The sequence below is a fragment of the Streptomyces sp. NPDC018026 genome (genome assembly GCF_044327745.1).
In the GTDB taxonomy this organism is placed as follows: domain Bacteria; phylum Actinomycetota; class Actinomycetes; order Streptomycetales; family Streptomycetaceae; genus Streptomyces; species Streptomyces rubrogriseus.
The window spans coordinates 364,686-382,847 of record NZ_JBIRFY010000003.1 but is presented as its reverse complement, the minus strand read 5'-3'; the positions used below and the strand labels follow the sequence as shown (position 1 = coordinate 382,847).

Genomic DNA, 18,162 nt, shown 5'->3' with positions numbered 1-18,162 from the left:
GTTGTGGGCCGGACTCGATTATTCGTCCGCCCTGTTGACGTAAATGTGCGGGCGTTCGCATGCTGTGCGCCATGCCCCCGTCATGCGGCCGGTGTGCCGCGCCTCGGTTCCCGGACGGGGACGACGAAGGAGACCCGACTGATGACCGATGCCGAGTACGGACTCCCCCGACGATCCCTGCTGGCCGGCGCCGCCGGTGCGGGCGCGGCGTTCGCCCTGCCCGCGAGCGCCGCACAGGCGGCTCCCGCGGCGGCGCCCACGACTTCCCCGCAGGCCGGGGCGGAGCGGCGGCACCCGCGCAACTGGCCCGACCCCGAGCCGTACGGCGCCGCGGACACCCGGGCCGATCTGTGGCCGCGCCAGGACAACTCGTTCGTCCTACCGCTGGAGCTGCGCCCTCGTGACGAGGAGCGCGGCACCGTCTGGATGCGCGACACCTACGTCAACTGCTTCGTCGTCGACGGCCGCCCGCTGTACGTCGCCACGGGCACCACCCGGGTGCCCGGGCTCGAAGCCGCCGGCCCCTGGAACGACGGCATCTTCATGTGGCTGGCCCCCTCCCTCGAAGGCCCGTGGCGGCTGGCCGACACCACCGGCATCCGGCCCGGGGCCGAGCGCGGCAAGGTGTGGTCGCCCGAGTTCGCCGGGGAGAACCGGCCCGGCCGCACGGTCGTCGCGCCCTGGCAGGAGTACTGGCACGACGAGCAGTTCGGCAAGCGCGGCCAGGCCTGGGCGCCGGAGTTGCACTACTTCCGTGACACCTGGTACCTCGTCGCGTGCATGGGCGACCACTCCCGCAAGGTCGGCTCGTTCATGCTGGTGAGCGAGGGCGGCGTCGAGGGCCCGTACCGGCTGGTCGAGGGCAACCTGGACAAGCCCTTCGGCGACTCGTTCATCGGGGGCCCGAAATTCATCGAGCCCGGCGCCTACCACCACATCGACGGCGGCCTCTACTCCGAGGGCGACGACGCGTGGCTCGTGCTGCACAACGACCTGTACGCGAAGTTCCGGGACGACATGGAGGACATCGTCACGACGACGGACCTGCCCCGGTTCCGGCAGACGCCCTACTCACCGGAGCCGTACCTCGAAGGCGCCTACGTGTTCAAGCACCGGGGCAAGTACCACCTCGTCCACGCCGCCTGGGACCGTACGTCCGTCAACGCCGACGGCACCGTCCGCCAGGCCTACGACGTGCCCGCCGCGGGCCGCGTGCAGTACCAGTACGACGCGATCGTCGCCGTGGCCGACCGGTTCGAGGGGCCGTACTCCGAGCGGTACACCGCGGGGGTCGGCGCCGGTCACAACAACTTCTTCGCCGACCACCGGGGCGGCCTGTGGGCGACGTACTTCCTGAACCCGGCCGCCGGCTACTGGTCGGGTTCCGCACGCGTCGCGGAGGCGGCGGTGCCCGGTGTCGTACGGCTGGAGTGGACCGGTCCGGCGGACGGCCGGCTGTACGTGAAGCGCGGGCCCGGGGGACCCGGCAACGGGCACTGAGCAGCGGTCCCCGTCCCGTCACGGCCTCGCATGCCGTCGCGACGGGACGGGCGTAGTGTCCAGATATGGGTGATGTTCGGGGCGGGCGGCGTCGGGCGGCCCTGTCGGCGCGGACGCGGGCGGACGGCTGATGGACTCCGCGATGGCGGCCGTCGTGCGGGCCAGCGGTGCGTTCGGAGGGATCCTCTACGCACTGCCGCCCGGCGAGGACGCCGTGTGGCAGGTCCTGGTCACGGGGGTCCCGCAGGAGATGGCCGCACCGTGGCGGCGGGTCGGGCTGAAGGACCCGATGCCCGTGGCGGACGCCGTCCGCGAGCACCGACTGGTGTGGGCGGGCGGCCGGGAGGAGATGGCACGGGAGTATCCGCGGCTGGCGCTCGTCCTGCCGTACGACTTCTCGCTGGCGGCCGCACCGCTCGTCTCGGGCACCACCCCCAGGGGCGGGCTGGTGCTGCTGTGGCCCGGGAACCACCCGGCGCGGCTGAGCGCCGGGGAACAGGACGTCATCCGGGCGGGCTGCCGCCGCCTGGGTGACAGCATGCAGCGGGCCATCGACCGCGGCGAACCGCTGCGGCCGCCCGAGCGGCCCCGGACCCTGCCGCCAGCCGCACCGCGCACCCCCTCCCCCGCCGAGGCGACCGCGCTGTCCGCGTTCGTGGACCGCCTGCCCGGCGGCTCCTGCGCCCTGGACCTGGAGGGGCATCTGACCTTCGTCACCCCCGGGGCGGCCGAACTGCTCGGCGTCGACCGGTCCCTGCTGGTGGGCGCCCTGCCGTGGGAGGCGCTGCCCTGGATGGACGTGCCGCACGTCGAGGACCGCTACCGGGCCGCGCTGGTCAGCCGCAGACCGCAGGAATTCACGGTCCTGCGCCCGCCGAAGACGTGGCTGTCCTTCGAGCTGTACCCGGACGCCACCGGACTGAGCGTGCGCATCGCCCCCGGCAGTCCGGACGCGGACGCGCCCCCGTCCCGGTCGGTACAGGCCTCGGGCCCCAGCCGTGCCACCGTGCTGTACCACCTGATGCACCTGGCCTCCACCCTGACCGAGGCCGTCAGCGTGCAGGACGTGGTCGAGCAGACCGCCGACCAGCTGATGCCCGCGCTCGGAGCGCAGGCCATGGTGGTGATGGCACCGGCGGACGGCCGCCTGAAGATCGTCGGCCAGCGCGGCTACCGCCCGGAGCTCCTGAAACGCTTCGACGGGACGCCGCTCACCTCGGCCGTCCCCGGCGTCGACGTCATGGCCACGGGTGTCCCGGGGTTCTGGACCACCTTCGAGGAACTCCACCATGCCTACCCCGCCATGACGCACGAGGACGGGATGGCCGCCTGGGCCCTGCTGCCGCTGATCGCCTCCGGCCGCCCCATCGGCTCGCTGCTGCTCTCCTACCGGCGGCCGCACGTCTTCCCGCCGGGCGAACGGGCCGCGCTCACGTCGCTGGCCGGTCTGGTCGGGCAGGCCCTGGACCGCGCCCGCCTCTACGACGCCAAGCACCACCTCGCCCACCGTCTGCAGTCCGCGCTGCTGCCCCACACCCTCCCCGACGTGCCCGGTCTGAACGTCGCCGCGCGCTACCTCCCGGCCGCCCGGGGCCTGGGCATCGGCGGCGACTTCTACGACGTCATCCGCCTCGACGAGCACACCGCGGGCGTCACCATCGGCGACGTGCAGGGGCACAACGTGGACGCCGCGGCGCTCATGGGGCAGGTCCGCATCGCCGTGCACGCCCACGCCACCGTGGGGGCGCCCCCCGACGACGTGCTGGCGCGCACCAACCGCCTGCTCACCGACCTGGACCCCGGCCTGTTCACCAGCTGCGCCTACGTCCACCTCGACCTTGCCACGCACCGCGCCTGTGTGGCGCTCGCCGGGCACCCTCCTCCTCTGGTGCGCCACGCCGACGGGCGCGTCGAGGCCCTGCGGGTGCCGCCGGGCCTGCTGCTGGGCATCGAGCCGGACACCGCGTACCCCTCGCTGGAGTTCCCGCTGCCGCCGGGCAGTGTGCTGGTCCTGTACACCGACGGACTGGTCGAGGCGCCCGGGGTGGACCTGGACGACGCGATCGCGGCCCTGGCCGGTCTCGTGGAACACGGCGACCCCGGCGACCTCGACGCCATGGCCGACACCCTCATCCGGCACGCGCCCACCCCGGGCGACGACATCGCCCTGGTCCTCGTCGGTCCCCGCGTGTCGGCACCGGGGCACTCCCGGAGCCGATCGATCGTTTTCAGGGACGAGAAGGACGAACGCCGGTCGATGCGGGCCGGCAGCGGAGGAGAAGACCCTTAATGAAACACCGGAGGGTGCGCGATCTGATGAGCGACGCCGTGGTCCGCGTGCAGCGGGGCACACCGTTCAAGGAGATCGCCCACCTGCTGCTGGAATACGACATCACGGCGGTGCCGGTCGTCGACGAGGAGAACCGTCCCGTGGGGGTGGTGTCGGAGGCCGACCTCCTGCAGAAGATGTGGGGCGGGGAGCCCGACGGTTCCCCCGAGCACGCCGAGTGGTCCCGGGCCTCGGCGGGCAAGGCGGACGCCACGGACGCGGCCGGGCTCATGACCTCGCCCCCGCTGTGCGCCCTGGAGAGCTGGAGCGTCGTGGACGCCGCCCGGGTGATGGCACGGCACCGCATCAAACGGCTGCTGGTCGTCGACGCGGACGGGCGGCTGGCCGGGGTCGTCAGCAGAAGCGACCTGCTGCGGGTGTTCCTGCGCACGGACCGCGCGATCCGCACCGAGATCATCGAGGAGGCCCTGGTCAAGGCGCTGGGCCTGGCTCCCTCGTCGGTGCAGGTGGACGTGGCGCACGGCCATGTCGTGCTCAGTGGCCGACTCCCGGCCCATGTGTCCGCCCCGCTGCTGGAAGAGCACTGCCGGAGCGTGGACGGCGTCGTCGCCGTGGAGTTCAGACCGGCAGGCGAGGCCGACGCCGAGGGTCCCGCGGCCGTCGGTTCCTGAGATCCTGCCGGCCCGGCGGAAGCCCGCCCGTGCCCGCTTCCCCGGGGAAGGGGAGGCGGACACGGGGCAACGCGGTCGGGCGGCGTGAGATCTGCCTAACACCGTTCGGCTTCTTGATGGACCATCACTGCACGGCGCCCTAGGCTCGCCGCATGCCCACAGCGCAACACACCACGACCGCTCCCGTCTCCCTCCGCGAGCGGCGCCGGGCCGCCGCGGCCCAGGAGATCGTCGACGCCGCCGAGCAGCACATCGGCGAACACGGTCCCGCCGCCCTGTCGCTGCGCGCGGTCGCCCGCGGTCTCGGCATGACCGTGCAGGCGCTCTACCACTACTTCCCGAACCGCGACGCCCTCGTCACCGCCCTCATCACCAAGGCGTACGGCGAGCTGTCCGACGTGTTGCAGGCCGCCGCCGACAGTGTGCGCGCGGACCCCGCCACACCCCGTCTGGTCGCGGTGGCCGAGGCCTACCGCGGCTGGGACGTCGCCCGTCCCGAGCACTTCCAGCTCCTCTACGGGACGCCGCTGCGCTACTACGCGGCCCCCGCCGAGGGCCCGACCACGCAGGCGGTCCGCCGGATGGCCGCGATCTTCCAGCGCGAGCTGTTCGCCGGCTTCACCCCGGCGCAGCTCGCCGCGGCCGAGGTCCCCGCGCCCTCGCCGCCCTACCGGGAGCATCTGGAACAGCTTCCCATGCACGCCCAGCGCGGTCTGCCGCCCGCCGCGGCCGCCCTCTTCCTGAGCGCGTGGGGGCATGTGCACGGCCTGGTCGTCCTGGAGGTGTTCGGGCACACCACGTTCCTGGGCGACCACCAGGCGGAGGTCTTCCGCACGTCGGTCCGGATGATGCTGGAGGACATCCACCGCCGGATCCCCGCCGCCTGAGCGAGCACGGCCGTCAGGGGCGAGGTGCCTCCCGGCCCTCGCGCGCGGGGTCGGGGGCGGACAGCGCCTCGATCTCGGGGTGGTCGCGCAGGGCGGTGATGACCGCGTTCACCGCGGCGCGCTGCGGGGCGCCGCGCCGTACCACGACGGCGACGTTGCGGTGCACCGGCGGGCTCAGCCGCCGGGTGACGACGGCGTGGTCCGCCGTGACCGCCAGGGCGGGCAGCAGGGCGACCGAACCGGTGGTCTCGACGTGCCGCAGCAGCATGAGGTAGTTGCTGAACCGGCAGGCCACCCTGGGGTCGAACCCGGACTCGCGGCACAGCCGCACGGTCAGGTCCGCCATGTACGACTGCGGCCGGTCGCAGGCCCAGGTCTCCTCCTTGCACGCCGCGAGGTCCACCGCGGCGCGGGCGGCCAGCGGATGGCCGTCCGGCAGCACCAGGAGGACGGGGTCGCTGCCGAGCGACATGACGTCGAGATCCGCGCCCCACGTCAGGCCCGAGTAGTCGGTGGTGGTGACGATGACGTCGGCCTCGCCGGAGCGCAGGGCCGGACCGCTCTCGTGCGGTTCCATCTCGACGAGTTCCAGGCGCAGGTGCGGATGGGTGGTGGCCAGCCGGTTCGCCGCCGGGACGGCGAGGCTGTAGATCGCGCTCTGGAAGACGGCGAGCCGGACGGTGCCGATGGGCTCGTCGTTCAGGGCGCGCAGTTCGGCCTCGACGTCGGCCATCCGGTCGAGGATCTCCCGGCCCCGGCGGGCCAGCAGGAGTCCGGCCGGGGTCAGCCGCACCCGCCGCCCGGTCCGCTCGATGAGCCTGCACCGGGTCTCGGTCTCCAGCACCGCCAACTGCTGGGAAACCGTCGACGCGCTCAGGTGCAGCGTGTCGGCGACCGCGCGGACGGTGCCGAGCGTGTCGAGCTGGCTGAGCAGGTGCAGTCGTCCGGAGTTGAGCACGGAGCCGATGGTACGGCGCACCTTGGTCATCCGTACGGTTTTGCCGTACAGCATCGTCGAATCTGTGCGATGGACACGCGCAGCGGGCCGTCCCTACCGTCGGTCGCATGCCTTCCGAGACTTCCGGCGCCGACCCGGGGCGCCACCTGATCCGCTACTCCGGCCACGCGCCCTTCTCTCCGGAGGTCGTGGTGCGCGCCGCGGGCACCTCCGTCTTCACGGAGAGCGGCCGTGAGCTGCTGGACTTCACGTCCGGTCAGATGAGTGCCATCCTCGGGCACTCCCATCCCGCGATCGTCTCGACGGTGCGCGAGCAGGTCGCGCACCTCGACCACCTGCACAGCGGCATGCTCAGCCGCCCGGTCGTCGAGCTGGCCCGCCGGCTCGCCGGCACCCTGCCCGCGCCGCTGGAGAAGGCGCTGCTGCTGACCACCGGGGCGGAGGCGAACGAGGCCGCGGTGCGGATGGCGAAGCTCGTCACCGGACGCCACGAGATCGTCTCCTTCGCCCGGTCCTGGCACGGCATGACCCAGGCCGCCGCGAACGCCACCTACAGTGCCGGACGCAAGGGCTACGGCCCCGCCGCGCCGGGCAACTTCGCACTGCCGGTGCCGGACCGCTACCGGCCCTCCGTCGTCGGCGCGGACGGCGAGCTGGACTGGCGCCGCCAGCTGGACCTGGGCTTCGAGATGATCGACGCGCAGTCGGTCGGCAGTCTGGCCGCGTGCCTGGTCGAGCCGATCCTCTCCTCGGGCGGCGTCGTCGAGCTTCCGCCGGGCTATCTCGCGGCCCTGGCGGACAAGTGCCGTGAGCGCGGGATGCTGCTGATCCTGGACGAGGCCCAGACGGGGCTGTGCCGGACCGGCGACTGGTACGCCTTCGAGCACGAGGGTGTCGTCCCGGACATCCTCACGCTGTCCAAGACGCTGGGCGCGGGGCTGCCGCTGGCCGCCGTGCTGACCGGCGCCGAGATCGAGCAGCGGGCGCACGAGCGCGGGTTCCTGTTCTTCACCACCCACGTCAACGACCCGCTGCCCGCCGCGGTGGGCAACACCGTCCTCGACGTCCTGGTCCGCGACCGGCTGGACGAGCGCGCCCGCAGGCTCGGCGCGGCGCTGCGGGAGGGCCTCGACAAGCTCGCCGCCCGCCACGAGGTGGTCGGCGACGTCCGGGGCCGGGGGTTGCTGCTGGGCATGGAACTGGTCGGCGACCAGGTGCTGGGCGAGGGCGGCGCGGACCGTCTCGGCGCGGACGTCACCCGGCGCTGCTTCGAGCTGGGGCTGCACATGAACATCGTCCAGCTCCCGGGGATGGGCGGGATCTTCCGTATCGCGCCCCCGCTGACCGCGAGCGACGACGAGATCGCCCGCGGCGTGGCCGTCCTCGACCAGGCACTCGCCGACGCCGCCGGAGCCCTGTAGCCCCGAAGGCCCCGGTGTCCTCGGGGGTACCGGGACACCGGGGCCGGGTGCGGGAGTGTCAGACTCCGGCCGTCTCCGGCTCGCGGGCGGGCTCCGAGGGCGCGGCGGTGTCGCCGAGTTCCCGGTGCAGCTTCTCGCCCTCGACGTCGACGTTCGGCAGGACGCGGTCCAGCCACTTCGGCAGCCACCACGCCTTGGTGCCGAGCAGTGCGAGCACCGCGGGCACGATGGCCATGCGGACCACGAAGGCGTCGAAGAGCACCGCGATCGCGAGTCCGAAGCCCATCATCTTGATCATGGCGTCGTTCTCCAGGATGAAGCCGGAGAAGACACTGATCATGATGATCGCGGCGGCCGCGACCACCCGGCCGCCGTGGGTGAAGCCCGTGGTGACGGACTCGGCGGCGGACTGTCCGTGGACGTACGCCTCCCGCATGCGGGTGACGAGGAAGACCTCGTAGTCCATGGCGAGGCCGAAGACCACGCCGATCATGAAGATCGGCATCATCGACATGATCGGGCCCGGCTGGTCCACGCCGAACACGTCGGCGAGCCAGCCCCACTGGAAGACCGCGACCACCGCGCCGAGCGCAGCGGCCACCGAGAGCAGGAAGCCCAGGGCCGCCTTCAGCGGGACGAGGACCGAGCGGAACACCAGCATCAGGAGCAGGAAGGCCAGCCCGACGACCAGCGCCAGGTAGGGGATCAGCGCGTCGTCCAGGGTCTGCGAGAAGTCGATGGTCATCGCGGTCGCACCGGTGACCAGCATGGTCGCGCCGGTGTCGGCCCTGATGTCGCCGGACAGCGAGCGGATGTCGTGCACCAGCGACTCGGTGGCGACGTCGCTCGGGCCGGTCTTGGGCATCACGGTGAGGACGGCGGTGTCGCCCTCCTTGTTGAAGTTGGCCGGGGTGACGGCCGCGGCCTCGCCCAGTCCGGTGATCTTCTCGCCCACGGTGTCCGCGGCGGCCTTGGGGTCGTCCGCGCCGCGCGCGTCCACGGTGACCATCAGCGGGCCGTTGAACCCGGCCCCGAAGGACTCGGACAGCATGTCGTAGGCCTTGCGCTGGGTGGTGTCGGGGGCCGAGCTGCCCTCGTCGGGCAGGCCCAGCTCCATGCCGGCGGCCGGTACGGCGATCACGCCGAGGCCGAGGACCGCGGTCAGCAGGACGGTGACCGGGCGCCGCTGTACGAAGCGGGCCCACCGGGTGCCGAGCTTCGGCCTGCCGGAGGCGGCCCGCGCCCCGGCGGGAGCCTTGCGGTCCTTGCGGCTGAGCGCCTTCTTGCCGGCGAAGCCGAGCAGCGCCGGGGTGAGGGTGAGGGCGATCAGCACGGCGATGCCGACGGTGCCCGCGGCGGCCAGGCCCATCTTGGTGAGGATCGGGATGTTGACGATCGCGAGGCCGGCCAGGGCCACGACGACGGTGAGTCCGGCGAAGACGACCGCGGAGCCCGCGGTGCCGACCGCTCGTCCGGCCGCCTCCTCCGGGGCTCGGCCCTCGGCGATCTCCGCCCGGTAGCGCGAGACGATGAACAGGGCGTAGTCGATGGCGACCGCGAGGCCGATCATCATGGCGAGGGTGGAGGTCGTGGCGGACAGCTCCAGCGTGCTGCCGAGCGCCCCGATGGCGGAGATGCCGATGCCGACACCGATGATCGCCGAGAGCAGCGGCATGCCTGCCGCGACCAGTGAGCCGAAGGTCAGCAGGAGCACGATCGCGGCGACGCCGATGCCGATCAGCTCGGCGGTGCCGCCCATCTCCTGCTCGGCCACGACCGCGTCGCCGCCGGTCTCGACCGTGTACCCGCCCTGTCGCGCGCCGTCGGTGGCTGCCGTGAGCGAGTCGCGGGCCTCGTCGGTCAGCTCCATCGCGTTGACCTTGTAGGTCACGGAGGCGTAGGCGGTGGTGCCGTCCTTGCTGACGGCGTTCGCCTCGAACGGGTCGTCCACCGAGGAGACCTGTGGACCGGCCTCGAGGTCGGCGACCAGGTCCTTCACCCGGTCCTTGCCGGCCGCGTCGGAGATCTTCGCGCCGTCGGGGGCACGGATCACGACGCGGGCCGTGGCGCCCTCGGCGCTGGCGGCCGGGAACTGCTCGTCGAGCAGGTCGAACGCCTTCTGGGACTCGGTGCCGGGCATGGAGAAGGAGTCTTCGGGCGGGGCCGGCGCGGCGGACGAGGCGACACCGGCGCCCACGAGTATGGCCACCCACAACAGGGCGACCAGGCCGCGGCGCCGGAACGCCCTCCGGCCGAGTCGATAGAGAAACGTAGCCACCTTTTGGACCAATCCGTCGGGTTACGGGCAGGACGAAGACCCGGCACATGGGGGGAAGGCGGAGGCGCTGACCGGGGTACACATCCATGCTCGCCCGGGGTTCGCGGCGTTTGGTCCGACCCTGGGTCTGGACTGGTGTACTGCGTCGGGTGTAGTGGGCCCCCGCGCTCCTCTCCCGTCGGTGTAGATCACGAAGATGGGTGTACTCCGCATTTCGTTGCCGCGGGCAGCCGGTGACGCTCAGCCGGTGACGGGCGTGGCGTTGCCGCCCGTACCGCAGCGCAGGGTCCAGGGCCTGGCGGACCGGGTGCCGTCCTCGTGGATCCGGACGTCGACCTGCTCGGCGGGGAGGCCCCCCGGGACGTCGGCGTGGGCCGCAGTGCAGACCAGCTGGCTCACCGCGGTCACGTCGAGTTCGCCGGCGCTGACCCGGAGGGGGACGACGACGTCGACGGCGCCGTCGCTGGTGGTCGCGGTGAGCCGTCCGGCGGCTTTCGACTCGACGTGGGTGGTCAGGCCGCGCTCGCGCTCGGCCCGGGTGGGGCCGTCCAGGAGCAGGTCGAGGGCCTGCTGGGGGGCCGGGGAAGCGTCCGTCCGCCGGGTGACGGGGCGGGTGCCGTAGGGGCCGGCGAAGTACAGGCGCACGGTGCTCGCCCCGTCGCCGGGCCGCTGGACGCCGGAGGCGGGCGGGCCGGCCTGCACCGGGCCGGTGGTGCCGATGCCGCAGCCGGCGCTGCCGGCGGCGAGCAGCACGGTGAGGGCGAGGGTGGCCCGATTCGGATGCGGGAAGTGGCGGAATGTCATGTCGTTCCCGGGGTGGAGGCGGCCCGCGGCAGGGTGAGGGTGAAGACGGCACCGCCGCCGGGGCGGTTGGCCGCGGTGAGGATGCCGTCGTGCAGGGCCGCGTTCTCGTGGGCGATGGCGAGTCCGAGGCCGCTGCCGCCGGAGCGGGGGCGTGCCGCGTCGGCCTTGTAGAAGCGGTCGAAGACGTACGGGAGCGCGTCGTCCGGGATGCCGGGCCCCCGGTCGGTGACGGTGACGGTGACCCGGTCGTCGCGCGCGCCGACCGCCACCGTCACGGGCGGGCGTCCGTGGTGCAGCGCGTTGGCGACCAGGTTGCCGAGGACGACGTCGATCCGGCGGGGGTCGACGCGTACGGGTGCCGGTTCGGGCAGGTCGGCCCGGACCCGCTCGTCGTGGGCCCAGCCGCGCAGCTGGAGGGTCTTGGTCACGAGGGTGCGCAGGTCGACGTCCTCCCGGTGGACGGGGGCGGCCCCGGCGTCGAAGCGGGAGACCTCCATGAGGTCCTCCACCATGCGGGCCAGGGTGCGCACCTCCTCGCTGATCAGCCGGACGGCGTCCTCGGTGTCGGCGGGCAGCACGCCCGAGGCGGCGTCCTCGTCGAGGACCTCGGTGACCGCGGCCATGGCGGCCAGCGGGGTGCGCAGTTCGTGGGCGACGTCGGCGGCGAAGCGGCGGGCGCCCGCCTCCAGCCGGCGCAGTTCGGCGGCGTCCCGCTCCAGTGTCTCGGCCATGGTGTTGAACGAGCGGGTCAGGTCGGCGAGTTCGTCGTGGCCCGCGGTGTCCAGGCGCGTGTCCAGCTCCCCGGCCGCGATGCGTTCGGCGCCGTGGCGCAGCCGCCGGACGGGCCGCAGGACGCTGCGCGCCGCCACCAGGGCCGGGACCAGGGCGAGGGCGAGCGCGGGGACGGCTCCGGCCTGGGCGGCGGTGACCAGGGCGTCGATGTCGGCCCGGTCGTCGTCCAGGGGGAAGACGGCGTACACGGTCAGCCCGGAGAGCGTGGCCGGGGCCGAGTCCGGGTCCGGGTGTCCGTTCTCCGCTTCGTCGGGGGTGTAGGCGACGGGCATGCCGAGCGCCAGCCACGGGCGGCCGTCGTGTTCGGTCCGCTGGTGGACGGCCCGCCCGGTGTCCTGCACGGTCTCCCGCAGCTCGTCGGGGACGGGTGGCGCGCCCGGGGAGGCCGCGACCGGTTCGGCGCCCCGGTAGGAGGCGGACGCGTGCCAGGCCCGGGCCCCGCCGGCCTGGTCGATCTGTCCGGTGAGCCCGCGCAGCTCCTCGGCGGTGGGCGGAAGGGCCAGGTCGGGGGCGAGGGAGTCGAGCTGGGTGCGCAGATCGGCGACGGCGGTCTCCGCGGCGCGGTCGAGGATGGCCGCGCGGGCCCGGTGGAAGGTGAAGCCGGCGGTGAGCAGCGCGCCGAAGGCGGCGGCCAGGAGAAAGGCCACGACCAGCCGGGCCCGCAGCCCGCGGGGCGTGTGCCGCCGGAGCCTGCTCGCGGCGAGCCGGAGTGGTGGCCGGAACCGGCTCACAGCGGACCGAAACGGTAGCCGAAGCCGCGCACGGTCTGCACGTACACCGGTCTGCGCGGGTCGTCCTCGATCCGGGCACGCAGCCGCATCACGCAGGCGTCGACGAGGCGGACGTCGCCGTAGAAGGAGTGTTCCCAGACCTGTTCCAGCAGTTGCTGGCGCGAGTACACCTGCCCGGGGGTGGCGGTGAGGAACAGCAGGAGCTTCAGTTCCGACGGTGCCAGGGGCAGCTCGGTGCCGCGCTTGGCCACCACCAGGGTGGTGCGGTCCACCGTGAGGTCCGCGTGCCGCTCGGGGCCGGCGGCGGCCGGATTCGGCGTGCCGCCGTCCTGGGCGGGCGCGACCCGGCGCAGGACCGCTCTGATCCGCGCCTCCAGCAGCTCGGCGCCCGCCGGTTTGACGACGTAGTCGTCGGCGCCCGCCTCCAGGCCGACGACCATGTCGATCTCGTCGCCCCGCGCGGAGAGGATGATGATCGGGATCCGTTTGCTCTCCCGGATCCGGCGGCACACTTCCAGACCGCTCATGTTCGGCAGCATCAGGTCGAGGAGCACCAGGTCGGGCCGGTGCCGCTCCAGGGTCAGCAGGCCGGTCTCCCCGCTGCCCGCGACGGCCACCTCGTGTCCGCGGCGTTTCAGCGCGAGCGAGACGCCTCTCTGCACCGCGGGGTCGTCTTCGATGAGCAGGACTCGTGCCATGGGGGTGCGCTCTTCTCCGGTTCCTCGGCTCGGCTTCCGCGACTCGGTTTCCTCGGCTCGGTTCCCCGGCCCGGCGGCGGCCGTCTTCTGCCAGCGTGCTCGAAGCGTATGACGCCGGGTTCCGCGTCATGTGAGGAAACGATGACAGCCCTCCCCGGGCCGGGCGCCGGTGGCCTGTGCTGAGGGCATGGACAACGAGATCAACTCCAGCGGGCGCTCGCTGCCCGCCCGCCACGCCGTCGGGTACGCCCTCGTGGCCGCGGCCGTGGCACTCGCCCTGACCGGCTGTCAGGGTTCCGGCACCGGCGTCGAGGTCTCCGCGAGCGACGGCGCGGCGGCCGGCACCCCGGACGGCGGGAAGGACTCATCCGACGGGAAGGACTCCTCCGGCGGGAAGCGGGACGACAAGCCGCGGCGGCTGCTGTGGATGGGCGACTCCATCGGTGAGGCCCAGGCGCCGGCCCTCGGCGCGGCCATGAAGGCCGGGGGCGTCGCGTTCAGGTCGGTGGCCGCCGCCGGCGGCGGCGGTGTCGTCGGCGAGATCGCGGCGCCCACCTGGGACAGCCTGCCGAAGACACTGAAGTCCTTCGCGCCGGACGTCGTCGCCTACCAGGTCACCACCTACGACTGGGGCACCCCCGCCGAACAGCGCGCGGCCTACGAACGCCTGGTGAAGACGGTGAACGAGGCGGGGGCGGACCTCCTCCTCGTCTCCGCCCCGCCCTTCAAGATCGACGACTTCTACCGGCCGCACGAGGCGGAGATCGCAGCCGCGCCGCGGTCCGCGAAGAGCGTGGCCGAGGAGCACCCGGACACGGCCGGCTTCCTCGACGCCGCCGCCCTGTGGGGCGACGACAGCGCCTCCGAGCAGGCGCAGCGCAGCGAGGACGGCATCCACTCCTGCCAGCAGGGCTCGGCGGCGTTCGCCGTCTGGTTCGGCGAGCAGCTGGAGAGGCGGTACGGCTACGACCCGGCCGCCGCCGACGCGTGGGCCACCGGTGAGTGGACCGGCGCGAAGGTCTACAGCCGGCTCGGCTGCGAATAGCCCCCGGCGGAACCCGGCCCGCCCAACCGCCCACCGCGAGGCGGTCGCGGGCCGGGGACGCCTCGCCCCTTCGACGGAGACCAGCCCATGCCCCTGCCGGCCACACCCTCCCCCGCCCACCGCAGCGTCCGCGCCGCCCCCTCCCCCGTGCCGCGGCCGCCTCGGCGGCACCTCGCCCCGCTCGACGGCCTGCGCGGCGTCGCCGTCCTGGGCGTGCTGTTCTTCCACGCCGGTCATTTCGACGGCGGCTTCCTCGGCGTCGATCTCTTCTTCGTCCTGTCCGGCTTCCTCATCACGGGCCTGCTGCTGAAGGAGGCCCGGGCCCACGGGGGCCGGATCGACCTCCTCGCCTTCTGGGGCCGGCGCGCACGGCGGCTGCTGCCCGCGCTCGCGGTCGTGCTCGCCGGGACCCTGCTCCTGGTGTGGGCCCTCGGCCCGCCGAACCTGCTCCGGTACGCCCTCGACGACGGACCGTGGGTGGCCGCGAACCTCGCCAACTGGCACTTCGTGGCCGACCGGGTCGGCTACTGGGACTCGGCCGGCACCAGGGTCTTCAGCCATCTGTGGAGCATCGCGGTCGAGGAGCAGTTCTACGTGGTGTGGCCGCTGGTGCTCTGTCTACTGGCCCGTGGCCGGGGCGCCGGACGGCGGGTGGCCGCCGTGGCCGCGGCCGGGGCCGTCGCGTCCCTGGTCCTGATGGTCGTCCTCACCACCGCGGCCGACACCACCCGGGTCTACGAGGGCACCGACACCCGCGCCTTCTCGCTCCTGCTCGGAGCGCTGGCGGCCACCGAGCCCGCCGCGCGTCTGGTCTCCCGCCTCGGCGAACGCGCGGCGGGCCGGTGGAGCCTCGCCCTGGCGGCGGGCATCGGGGCGTACTGGATCGCGGCCGACGGCCAGCACTCCCCCTCCCTCTTCCGGGGCGGGCTGTTCCTGCACGCCCTGGCCGCCGCCCTGCTCATCGCGTGCCTGGCGCGGGCTCCGCGCACACCGGCCGGGCGCTTCCTCGCCGCCGCGCCGCTGCGCCGGCTCGGCGTGGTCTCGTACAGCCTGTATCTCTGGCACTGGCCCGTGTACCTGCTGCTGAGCGAGGAACGGCTCGGCCTGGAGGGGGCTCACCGTACGGCGGTGCTGCTGGCGGTGTCGGTGGCGCTCGCCGGGCTCTCCAAGGTCCTGGTGGAGGATCCGGTCCGGTTCCGGGCCCGCTGGGCGAAGGGCCGCACCGGGGCGGTCGCCCTGGTCGCCGTCTTCGCCGCGCTGGCCGCGCTGTGGGCGGTGGTCCCCCAGCCGCGAACCGGGGAGGGCTCGGTCGACGTCACACGTCTCGGGGCCGCACGTCCAGGGTGGGGCGGCGGCGGTTGACCTTCACCTTGGGGCAGGCCGCAGCATCGGTGTCACCGGGCGAGGTGCCCGGTACGAGGAGGGGTGGGCACGTGGGCGTGGAGTTGCTGACCATAGGGGCGTTCGCGAAGGCGACCCGGCTGTCGCCGAAGGCGCTGCGTCTCTACGACGAGCTGGGCCTGCTGCCGCCCGCCCGCGTCGACCCGGTCACCGGCTACCGCCTCTACGCCCCGGAACAGGTCGAACGGGCCCGGCTCGTGGCCTGGCTGCGCCGCCTGGGGATGCCGTTGGTCCGCATTCGGCACGTGTGCTCGCTGGACGCGGTGGCGGCGGCCGGGGAGGTCCGCGCCTTCTGGGCACGGGCCGAGGCCGAGACGGCCGCCCGGCGCGATCTGGCCGCCTTCCTCGTCGACCACCTGACCCGGAAGGATCCCGCCATGTCTCCCACCAGTCCTGCCCTGAGCATGCGCTACGCCGCCGCCTCCGACACCGGCCTGGTCCGCGAGAGCAACCAGGACACCGCCTACGCCGGTGCCCGCCTGCTGGCCGTCGCCGACGGCTTCGGCGACGAGGGAGCTCCAGCCAGCGCCGCCGCCGTCGAGTCGCTGCGGCGGCTGGAGAGCCGCGGTGTCCCGGCGGACGGCCTCCTCAACGTCCTCGCGGACGCGGTGGAGGAGGCCGAGCGGGCCGTGCACGACGCCGTGGGATCCGGTTCCGCGACGCAGCAGGCCGGCACCACCCTCACCGCGATGCTCTGGACGGGGTCGCAGCTGGGCCTCGTCCACATCGGCGACTCGCGCGTGTACCTGCTGCGCGACGGGGAGCTGTTCCAGATCACGCACGACCACACTGTGGTGCAGTCGATGGTCGACGAGGGCCGCATCACGCCGGAGGAGGCCGCGTCCCACCCCCAGCGGTCGCTGCTGGTACGGGCCCTGGGCCGGGGCGCCGACGCCACCGCCGAGATGCGCCTGCAGGACGCCCGGCCCGGGGACCGCTACCTGCTCTGTTCCGACGGCCTGTCGACGGTGGTGGCGGGCGACGAGATCCGCCGGGTGCTGGCCGCCCCGGGCGAGCCCGGGGCGGCCGTCCGGGAACTGGTGGCCCTGGCCAACGGGTCCGGCGGTCCCGACAACGTCAGCTGCGTCGTCGCCGACGTCGTGCCCGGCGCGTGACGCCCCGGGCGCCCGGCCCCGCCCGGGTCGGCCGCTCCTCAGGGTGCCGCCCCGACCGTGACACGGTCGCTGCCGCCCTCGGAGAGGAAGGACGCGAGGGCCTGCCCCTCCTCGGCGACCTCGGCGCGCTCCGCCCGGGCGAGCCGGCGCAGCGGGGTGACGGTGACCGTGCCGTCCTCGACGGTCCAGGTGGCCGAGACCCTGCCGTCGACGAGGACGAAGCGGGCGCCGGTGACCGACAGGCCGCGGTGCGGGTCGTCGATGATGCGGCCGCGGTCCCGGTAGCCGAGGACCGCGTTGTCGAAGGCGGGCAGGAACCGCACCGGTGCCGGGGTGCCGGGGTCGGGGCGCGGGGCGTCGGGCAGGTCGAGCAGTTCCCGGCCCCGCTCGTCGCGGAAGGAGACCAGTTCCCCGCGCACCGCCGCGACCGCGGCCGGCAGTCCCGCGAGCCCGCACCAGGCCCGCAGGTCCGCCGAGGCGGCCGGCCCGAACGCGGCCAGGTAGCGCCGTACCAGCTCCTCTCCGACCGGATCGGTGCCCGGCGGGGCGGGCCGGTCCACCTCGCGGCCCAGCCAGTCCGCCACCGGGGCGTTGCGCACCCCGGCCCTGGTGCGCCACAGCCCGCGCGGCGGCAGCTGCACCGTCGGGATCAGCGCGGCGACCAGCAGCTCCCCCAGCGGCCGAGGTCCCGCGTCCGGCCACCGCGCGGCCACGGCGCGGGCGAGGTCGCCCATCGAGCGGGGCTCGCCGTCGGCCAGGACCGCACGGCCCGCCGCCGCGAGCTCGTCGAGGTCGACCCCGGCGAGCTCGCGGCGGTAGGTGCCGAGGACGCGTCCGCGCAGCATGGCGTCGTGGCGCGACCGCCAGGCCAGTACGTCCTCGGCGGTGACGAGATGGACGGTGCGGCGCATCAGGTGGGTCCGCACCACTCGACGCCCGGTCAGCAGGTCGTCGAGCACCCGCGGGGCGAAGCCGCGCAGCCGCGACCACAGCCCCACGAACGGTTCCTGCGGCTCCTGTGCCTGCATGCCGCCGAGGTGCGCGACGGCGCCGAGCACCGGGCGGTCCGCGCGGTCGAGCAGCAGCTGCCGGGCGAGGGCCGCCCGGTTCAGCGACCGGGCGTCGAGCACGCTCACGCGTTGTACTCGCTCACGACGTCCAGGACCCAGGTGACGCCGAACCGGTCCCGCAGCATGCCGTACAGGGGCGCCCACTGGGCGGCGTCCAGGGGCCGCACGACGGTCGCGCCCTCGGCGAGCTTCTCCCAGTACGCGGTGATCTCTTCGGTGGTCTCGCCGCGGACCGAGACGAAGAACGCGTTCTCACCCTGGTTCCAGGGCAGGTCGGACGGCACGTCGTAGGCCATCACGGCCAGGCCGTCGGCGGTGGACACCTGGCCGAACATCACCTGGTCGGCCGCGGCGGGATCCTGGACGTTGCCGGCGTCCTTGTACGTCACCAGGGTCAGGTCCCCGCCGAAGGCGGCCTGGTAGAAGGTGAGGGCTTCGCGGGCGTCGCCACGGAAGTTGAGGTGGGTCACGGCTTTGGCGGTCACGACTGGCTCCTTGCCA

15 protein-coding genes are annotated in these 18,162 nt (G+C 73.8%); 8 read left to right on the top strand and 7 right to left on the bottom strand.

Features of this window, described 5'->3' with window-relative positions; genetic code table 11:
• Nucleotides 1-141 precede the first annotated feature (141 nt).
• From ACH4D3_RS11870 to ACH4D3_RS11855, 4 genes are all read left to right on the top strand, one after another.
• The gene (locus tag ACH4D3_RS11870; RefSeq protein ID WP_398319946.1) at nt 142-1,500 is read left to right on the top strand and encodes a family 43 glycosylhydrolase; all 1,359 of its coding nucleotides are present in this window, start codon (nt 142-144) and stop codon (nt 1,498-1,500) included.
• A 130-nt stretch (nt 1,501-1,630) separates the two neighbouring features.
• A complete protein-coding gene (locus ACH4D3_RS11865) occupies nt 1,631-3,790 on the top strand; it encodes a SpoIIE family protein phosphatase (protein WP_398319943.1) in 2,160 nt (719 codons plus the stop codon).
• Nucleotides 3,790-4,461, top strand: coding sequence for a CBS domain-containing protein (locus ACH4D3_RS11860; protein ID WP_398319940.1), 672 nt, complete (start codon nt 3,790-3,792; stop codon nt 4,459-4,461). Before ACH4D3_RS11865 ends, ACH4D3_RS11860 begins: the two co-directional genes overlap by 1 nt.
• A 152-nt stretch (nt 4,462-4,613) precedes the next feature.
• The gene (locus tag ACH4D3_RS11855) at nt 4,614-5,348 is read left to right on the top strand and encodes a TetR/AcrR family transcriptional regulator (RefSeq protein ID WP_398319937.1); all 735 of its coding nucleotides are present in this window, start codon (nt 4,614-4,616) and stop codon (nt 5,346-5,348) included.
• A 13-nt stretch (nt 5,349-5,361) separates the two neighbouring features.
• On the opposite strand, the gene ACH4D3_RS11850 is transcribed toward ACH4D3_RS11855, so the two are convergent.
• Nucleotides 5,362-6,306: a LysR family transcriptional regulator gene (locus tag ACH4D3_RS11850; RefSeq protein WP_398321088.1), complete on the bottom strand. Its 945-nt coding sequence runs from the start codon at nt 6,304-6,306 to the stop codon at nt 5,362-5,364.
• Between the two features lie 107 nt (nt 6,307-6,413).
• On the opposite strand from ACH4D3_RS11850, the gene ACH4D3_RS11845 reads away from it, so the two are divergent.
• Entirely contained in the window at nt 6,414-7,727 is a 1,314-nt protein-coding gene (locus ACH4D3_RS11845; RefSeq protein ID WP_398319934.1) for an aspartate aminotransferase family protein, read from the top strand.
• Nucleotides 7,728-7,785: 58 nt separating this feature from the next.
• Here the strand turns inward: ACH4D3_RS11845 and ACH4D3_RS11840 are convergent, their stop codons facing one another.
• From ACH4D3_RS11840 to ACH4D3_RS11825, 4 genes are all read right to left on the bottom strand, one after another.
• Nucleotides 7,786-10,005: an MMPL family transporter gene (locus ACH4D3_RS11840; protein ID WP_398319932.1), complete on the bottom strand. Its 2,220-nt coding sequence runs from the start codon at nt 10,003-10,005 to the stop codon at nt 7,786-7,788.
• A gap of 240 nt (nt 10,006-10,245) precedes the next feature.
• Entirely contained in the window at nt 10,246-10,809 is a 564-nt protein-coding gene (locus ACH4D3_RS11835; RefSeq protein WP_398319929.1) for a hypothetical protein, read from the bottom strand.
• Entirely contained in the window at nt 10,806-12,332 is a 1,527-nt protein-coding gene (locus tag ACH4D3_RS11830; protein WP_398319926.1) for an ATP-binding protein, read from the bottom strand. Before ACH4D3_RS11830 ends, ACH4D3_RS11835 begins: the two co-directional genes overlap by 4 nt.
• Nucleotides 12,329-13,030: a response regulator gene (locus tag ACH4D3_RS11825; RefSeq protein ID WP_398319923.1), complete on the bottom strand. Its 702-nt coding sequence runs from the start codon at nt 13,028-13,030 to the stop codon at nt 12,329-12,331. The genes ACH4D3_RS11830 and ACH4D3_RS11825 overlap by 4 nt, the downstream gene beginning before the upstream one ends.
• Before the next feature lie 187 nt (nt 13,031-13,217).
• Here ACH4D3_RS11825 and ACH4D3_RS11820 point away from each other — a divergent pair, with 187 nt between their 5' ends.
• The 3 genes from ACH4D3_RS11820 (at nt 13,218) to ACH4D3_RS11810 (ending at nt 16,591) form a co-directional block, all read left to right on the top strand.
• Nucleotides 13,218-14,075 (top strand): SGNH/GDSL hydrolase family protein, encoded by an 858-nt coding sequence (locus ACH4D3_RS11820; RefSeq protein ID WP_398319920.1) that lies wholly within the window; start codon nt 13,218-13,220, stop codon nt 14,073-14,075.
• An 87-nt stretch (nt 14,076-14,162) separates the two neighbouring features.
• A complete protein-coding gene (locus ACH4D3_RS11815; RefSeq protein ID WP_398319917.1) occupies nt 14,163-15,437 on the top strand; it encodes an acyltransferase family protein in 1,275 nt (424 codons plus the stop codon).
• 71 nt (nt 15,438-15,508) lie between these two features.
• On the top strand, nt 15,509-16,591 hold the full coding sequence (locus ACH4D3_RS11810; protein ID WP_398319914.1) for a MerR family transcriptional regulator: 1,083 nt from the start codon (nt 15,509-15,511) through the stop codon (nt 16,589-16,591).
• 38 nt (nt 16,592-16,629) lie between these two features.
• On the opposite strand, the gene ACH4D3_RS11805 is transcribed toward ACH4D3_RS11810, so the two are convergent.
• Nucleotides 16,630-17,727 (bottom strand): winged helix DNA-binding domain-containing protein, encoded by a 1,098-nt coding sequence (locus ACH4D3_RS11805; protein WP_398319911.1) that lies wholly within the window; start codon nt 17,725-17,727, stop codon nt 16,630-16,632.
• Nucleotides 17,724-18,146, bottom strand: a complete 423-nt coding sequence (locus ACH4D3_RS11800; protein WP_398319908.1) for a VOC family protein — start codon at nt 18,144-18,146, stop codon at nt 17,724-17,726. The genes ACH4D3_RS11805 and ACH4D3_RS11800 overlap by 4 nt, the downstream gene beginning before the upstream one ends.
• Nucleotides 18,147-18,162 lie beyond the last annotated feature (16 nt).

Excerpts from the sequence above, each read along its gene's own strand:
- ACH4D3_RS11825 (WP_398319923.1), bottom strand. The coding sequence starts at position 13,030 with ATGGCACGAGTCCTGCTCATCGAAGACGACCCCGCGGTGCAGAGAGGC.
- ACH4D3_RS11815 (WP_398319917.1), top strand. The coding sequence starts at position 14,163 with ATGCCCCTGCCGGCCACACCCTCCCCCGCCCACCGCAGCGTCCGCGCC.
- ACH4D3_RS11865 (WP_398319943.1), top strand. The coding sequence starts at position 1,631 with ATGGACTCCGCGATGGCGGCCGTCGTGCGGGCCAGCGGTGCGTTCGGA.
- ACH4D3_RS11860 (WP_398319940.1), top strand. The coding sequence starts at position 3,790 with ATGAAACACCGGAGGGTGCGCGATCTGATGAGCGACGCCGTGGTCCGC.
- ACH4D3_RS11820 (WP_398319920.1), top strand. The coding sequence starts at position 13,218 with ATGGACAACGAGATCAACTCCAGCGGGCGCTCGCTGCCCGCCCGCCAC.
- ACH4D3_RS11835 (WP_398319929.1), bottom strand. The coding sequence starts at position 10,809 with ATGACATTCCGCCACTTCCCGCATCCGAATCGGGCCACCCTCGCCCTC.
- ACH4D3_RS11845 (WP_398319934.1), top strand. The coding sequence starts at position 6,414 with ATGCCTTCCGAGACTTCCGGCGCCGACCCGGGGCGCCACCTGATCCGC.
- ACH4D3_RS11855 (WP_398319937.1), top strand. The coding sequence starts at position 4,614 with ATGCCCACAGCGCAACACACCACGACCGCTCCCGTCTCCCTCCGCGAG.
- ACH4D3_RS11870 (WP_398319946.1), top strand. The coding sequence starts at position 142 with ATGACCGATGCCGAGTACGGACTCCCCCGACGATCCCTGCTGGCCGGC.